This is a genomic window from Pantoea septica, assembly GCF_002095575.1.
Taxonomy (GTDB): Bacteria; Pseudomonadota; Gammaproteobacteria; order Enterobacterales; family Enterobacteriaceae; genus Pantoea; species Pantoea septica.
Genome location: NZ_MLJJ01000070.1, coordinates 1 through 5,395 on the forward strand (window position 1 = coordinate 1; position 5,395 = coordinate 5,395).

General features: G+C 62.4%; 6 protein-coding genes. 1 reads left to right on the forward strand and 5 read right to left on the reverse strand.

Annotated features, from left to right (window positions below; translation table 11 throughout):
- Nucleotides 1-565: methyl-accepting chemotaxis protein (locus HA46_RS20395; protein WP_244277561.1), on the forward strand; the 565-nt coding region annotated here is incomplete at its 5' end.
- A gap of 71 nt (nucleotides 566-636) precedes the next feature.
- On the opposite strand, the gene lldD is transcribed toward HA46_RS20395, so the two are convergent.
- From lldD to HA46_RS20420, 5 genes are all read right to left on the reverse strand, one after another.
- Nucleotides 637-1,821: an FMN-dependent L-lactate dehydrogenase LldD gene (lldD, locus tag HA46_RS20400; protein ID WP_048786605.1), complete on the reverse strand. Its 1,185-nt coding sequence runs from the start codon at nucleotides 1,819-1,821 to the stop codon at nucleotides 637-639.
- 12 nt (nucleotides 1,822-1,833) lie between these two features.
- The gene (gene lldR / locus HA46_RS20405; protein WP_048786607.1) at nucleotides 1,834-2,595 is read right to left on the reverse strand and encodes a transcriptional regulator LldR; all 762 of its coding nucleotides are present in this window, start codon (nucleotides 2,593-2,595) and stop codon (nucleotides 1,834-1,836) included.
- A complete protein-coding gene (gene lldP / locus HA46_RS20410) occupies nucleotides 2,595-4,244 on the reverse strand; it encodes an L-lactate permease (protein ID WP_033755975.1) in 1,650 nt (549 codons plus the stop codon). The genes lldR and lldP overlap by 1 nt, the downstream gene beginning before the upstream one ends.
- A 593-nt stretch (nucleotides 4,245-4,837) precedes the next feature.
- Entirely contained in the window at nucleotides 4,838-5,281 is a 444-nt protein-coding gene (locus tag HA46_RS20415; RefSeq protein WP_033755977.1) for a flagella synthesis protein FlgN, read from the reverse strand.
- Nucleotides 5,282-5,292: 11 nt separating this feature from the next.
- On the reverse strand, nucleotides 5,293-5,395 hold a 103-nt coding region (locus HA46_RS20420; protein ID WP_208857429.1), incomplete at its 5' end, for a flagellar biosynthesis anti-sigma factor FlgM.

A 5,395-nucleotide genomic window follows, 5' to 3' on the forward strand; every position in this document is an offset into this window, starting at 1 on the left:
CCTGATCAACGGTATTGCTTTCCAGACCAACATTCTGGCGCTGAACGCGGCGGTGGAAGCAGCGCGCGCCGGCGAGCAGGGCCGCGGCTTTGCGGTGGTGGCAGGCGAAGTGCGCAGTCTGGCACAGCGCAGCGCCACGGCGGCACGCGAAATTGAAACGCTGATCAATGAAGCGGGGCAGAAGGTCGATAATGGCTCGCGGCTGGTCAGCAGCGCCGGGCAGGCGATGGATGACATCGTGCGCTCCGTCTCTCAGGTGAGCGGCATCATGAACGAGATCGCCAGCGCCTCCGAAGAGCAGAGCCGCGGCATCCTGCAGATCGGCCAGGCGATGACCGAGATGGATACCACCACGCAGCAGAACGCCGCGCTGATTGAAGAGTCCTCCGCTGCCGCCTCGTCGCTGGAAGATCAGGCGCGACAGCTGGAACAGACGGTGGCCGTGTTTAAAACCGCGCAGCGCGGCTTTGAGCGCAGTCCGGCGGTCAGCGCGCCGCGTCCGCGCGTGCTGACGCCGACGCCGGCCGCGGCGACCGCCTCACAGGGGGGCTGGGAACAGTTCTGAGCCTCAGGCGTGAGCAGATAAGATAAAAAACCCGGCCTCTCCGCCGGGTTTTCTGTTTTTATGGCCGCGCCTTAGTCGTTGGCTACCGCCTTCGCCAGCGCGTCAGGCTCCATCGGCGCCGCCGCCTGCACCAGCGAATCGCGGGTAATTTCCGCGATCGAGCGCGCGCCGGTCAGCGTCATCGCCACGCGTATCTCTTTTTCAAACAGGTTCAGCAGATTGCTGACGCCCGCCTCGCCCGCCGCCGCCAGCGCATAGAGAAACGCGCGGCCCAGCAGCACGGTATCCGCGCCCAGCGCGATCATGCGCACCACATCCAGCCCGCTGCGTACGCCGCCGTCCGCCAGGATCGCCAGTTCGCCCTTTACCGCGTCGGCGATGGCGGGCAGCGCGCGCGCCGAGGAGAGTACGCCGTCCAGCTGGCGGCCGCCATGGTTCGATACCACGATACCGTCCGCGCCGAAACGTACCGCGTCGCACGCATCCTCCGGGTCAAGGATGCCTTTGATGATCATCGGCCCCTTCCAGAAATCGCGGATCCACTCCAGGTCGCTCCACGAGATCGAAGGGTCAAAGTTATTGCCCAGCCAGCCAATGTAATCCTCCAGGTGGGTCGGCTCGCCGCGGTAGGCGGAGATATTGCCAAGATCGTGCGGGCGGCCATGAATGCCGACATCCCAGGCCCATTGCGGATAGAGCGCCGATTGCAGATAGCGGCGCATCGCCGCGTTCGGGCCGCTCATACCGGAGTGCGCATCGCGATAGCGCGCGCCCGGCACCGGCATATCGACGGTAAACACCAGCGTCGAGCAGCCCGCCGCCTGCGCCCGCTCCAGCACGTTGCGCATAAAGCCGCGATCGCGCAGCACATAGAGCTGGAACCACATCGGGCGCTGCATCGCCGGGGCGACCTCTTCAATCGGGCAGAGCGACACGGTGGAGAGCGTAAAAGGAATGCCCTTTTTATCCGCCGCGCGCGCCGCCTGTACCTCGCCCCGACGCGCATACATGCCGCACAGGCCGACGGGCGCCAGCGCCACCGGCATCGATAGCGTCTCGCCGAACAGCTGCGTTTCCAGGCTCAGCGAGGACATATTGCGCAGAATGCGCTGGCGCAGCGCGATTTGCGCCAGATCGTCGCTGTTGCGTTTCAGGGTGTACTCGTCATAAGCGCCGCCGTCGGCGTAGTGAAACAGAAACGGCGGCACTTTGGCTTTCGCTGCGGCTCGGTAATCTTTTGCTGATGAGATAATCACGGTAGTCCTCGCTTACGCTTTACTGTCCGGAATGCGCATACTGCGCGCCCGTCGCGCCTCTTCCTCATGCAGGTTGCGCATGGTGGCGTCAACAAATTCAAGGTGGTGGATAGTGACGCTGCGCGCCCGTTCGGCATCGCCGGCGATAATCGCCTGACAGATCGCCTGATGCTGCACCGCCAGCTGCTGGAAAATCTCCGGCGCGGTGTACATCCGCTGACGGCTCTGCATCACCGACGACTGCAGCAGATCGAACAGACCGCGCATCGCCTGCAGCAGCACCAGGTTGTGGGCGGCCTCGGCGATCGCCAGATGAAAGCGCACGTCGGAGTGGGCAGCCAGGTCGGGATCGTCGCGATCGCTGACCTGCAGCATCATCTGATAGCAGCGCTCGATATGCGCTTTGTCTTCCGGCGTGGCGCGGCGCGCGGCGTGCCACGCCGTGCTGGATTCAATGGCGATGCGCGCTTCCAGCACGTCGTAGCGGTAACCGGGGTCGTCCGCCAGCAGGGTGCTGAGCGGCATCACCAGCCGCGACGCCGACCAGTCCGCCGGGCGTTCGGCAATAAAGTTGCCGCCGCCGCGCCGGCTGATCAGTACCCCTTCGCTGATCAGTTTCTGCAGCGCCTCGCGCAGCGACGAACGGGAGACTGTCAGCTGCTGCGCCAGCTGGCGCTCCGCCGGCAGCCGTTCGCCCGGCTGCAGCCGCTGCTCGTCAATAAAAGCCCTCAGGCGTTGCGCCAGGCTCTCCGCCAGGCGTTGTTCTTCATGCATTACGGGATCATCCACGGGAAAACCCAGGCCTGCAGCGAAGTGATAATCCCCACGATGCAGGTGAAAATCAGGCTGTGCTTAACGGTAAAGCGGAACAGGTCGGCCTCTTTGCCGACCAGCCCCACCGCGGCGCAGGCGATAGCGATCGACTGCGGTGAAATCATTTTGCCGGTAACGCCGCCGGTGGTGTTGGCGGCGACCAGCAGCACCTCCGGCACGCCGATCTGCTGCGCGGTGGTCGCCTGCAGGGCGGCGAACAGCGCGTTAGAGGAGGTATCGGAGCCGGTGAGGAATACGCCCAGCCAGCCGAGAAACGGTGAAAAGAAGGTGAAGGCGTTGCCGGTATGGGCCAGTGCCAGCGCCAGCGTGGTAGAGAGGCCCGAATAGTTGGAGATAAAGGCGAACGCCAGCACCGCGCCGATGGAGTAAATCGGCAGCGCCAGCTCGCGCAGGGTTTCGCCAAAGGCGCTTATCGCCTGCGCGGGGCGCATGCGCAGCCAGATCACCGACAGCAGCGCAGCGATAAAAATTGCCGTGCCGGTGGCAGAGAACCAGTCGAGCTTGTAGATAGCGGCGTAAGGCGTGGCGGTGGCGACCACCGGCGGCATCTTGATCACTTGCTGATGCAGGAACGGCACGGCGAAAGAGAAGACCCAGTCATACAGCGCGCCGCCGGGTGCGAACAGCGCCTTAAACGGCGGAATGCTCCACAGGGTGACGGTCAGCGTCAAAAACAGGAACGGCATCCAGGCGCGCATCACCTGCGCCGCGCTGTAGCGCTCGACGCGCTGCGGTTCGCCGCTTTCCTCCTCGCCAGCAAAGCGGAAAATGCGCGCCGGCTTCCAGACGCGCAGGAACAGCGTCAGGCAGAGCAGGGAGACCAGTGCGGAGATCACGTCCGGCAGCTCCGGGCCGAGGAAGTTGGAGGTCAGGTACTGGGCGATAGCGAAAGAGCCGCCGGAGACCACCACTGCAGGCCAGGTCTCTTTCACCCCGCGCCAGCCATCCATGATCGCCATGACCCAGAACAGCACGATCATGGTCAGGAACGGCAACTGGCGCCCCGCCATCTGGCTGATCGCCATTGCATCCACGCCGGTGACCTGGCCGGCGACGATAATCGGAATGCCCATCGCGCCGAAGGCGACCGGCGCGGTGTTCACAATCAGGCAAAGCCCGGCGGCGTAGACTGGCTTAAAGCCCAAACCGACCAGCAGCGCGGCGGTGATCGCCACCGGCGCGCCGAAGCCGGCGGCGCCTTCCAGAAAGGATCCGAAGGCGAAGCCGACGATCAACATCTGCAGGCGTTGATCTTCGGTAATCGACAAAATGGAGTTGCGAATGATGCCAAACTGGCCGGTTTTCACCGTAATTTTATACACGAACACCGCGGCGACGATAATCCAGGCGATAGGCCACAGACCGTAGAAGAAACCGTAAACGGCGGAGGCGAGCGCCTGGTCGATCGGCATACGGTAGAACAGCAGCGCCACCGCCAGCGCGATCAGCACCGTGATGGTGCCGGCGAGATAGCCTTTCATCCGCAGCCGCGTCAGCGCGAAAAAGAAAAAGAGAATGGGAAGCGCCGCAATCAGGCTCGACAGCCAGATATTATCGAGCGGATCGTAAAGTTGCTGCCAGTTTTGCATGATCCTGATTCTCCAGAAGAGTGCCTGCCTGTAAACGGCAGCGGTCGGGGAGCGCCGCAGTCAGACAGCACGCAGCCGCAAGGCTGGTCAGACCAAAAAGCGCGTAAATGTTAAAGAATTGTTTATCTGGTGCGGGGATGAATGCAATCTTTCGCTAAAACTTTCATTTGAGGCTGGAAGATTTGTCACAAACAACAGGTTTTGGTAGGACCAATTTCGCGGGCGTGCAGGCGGCAAAGCGTTTAGCGCCGCTGAAGCGGCCAGCGGGCGGTAGCATCAGGAGCGCCATGAGGCCGCGAAGAGCTATTTCGTGGCGTCAGCCGGTTATCGCATGGCGGAGCAGGAGAGCCCCCGCTAACGAAAAAGGGGCGTTAAAGCTCACCATCGCACGGCGGAAGGGGCATTAAGTATTGCCATCGCACAGCGGGAAAGGGGGATAAAGACCGCCATCGCATGGCAGAAAGCGCATTAAGTATTGGCATCGCACAGCGGGAAAGGGGCGTTAAAGACCGCCATCGCACAGCGGGAAAGGGGCGTTAAAGACCGCCATCGCACAGCGGGAAAGGAGGGTAAAGACCGCCACCCCAGGGCGGCTAGATAGTAATATCGTAAGCGCGCGTCGAGCCGTTAGAGTCCGATTGCCCGCCAGCAGTATAAAGCCCGGGGGCCGCCGCCGTTTTATCTATCGCGCGGGTTAAATGGCGCGCTCGCTGCAGATGCATCTCCAGCAGCTGGCGGGTTTGCTGGTTCATTTCGCTGGCCCGTTTAATCATCGGCAGCATGACGCTCCACTGTGCGGCCAGCGCAGGCTGCGGCTGATAGGGGGCAAACAGCTGCAGACGATCTTCCTGCTGTTTCCGCTGTTCGTCATGCCAGGCGACAGTCGCCAGCAGGCGGCTTTTCATATCGGAAAGGTGCTGAAGGGAAACCGGATGGATAGTCGCGCCGCTGAGCTGTTTGATCTCTTCGGCCAGCACGCCATCCAGTTCACTGAGCGTTTCCTGCAGCCTGGTTAAGGCGGCCTGTAAACTCTCCATGAGCGCCTCTGTCACCCCTCTTCAAGGATATTTCGCAGCAGCGCGTCGGCGATTTTATCGGCGTCCATCTGTAGTTCGCCGTTGCGCATCGCCTGTTTAATCTTTTCGACGCGC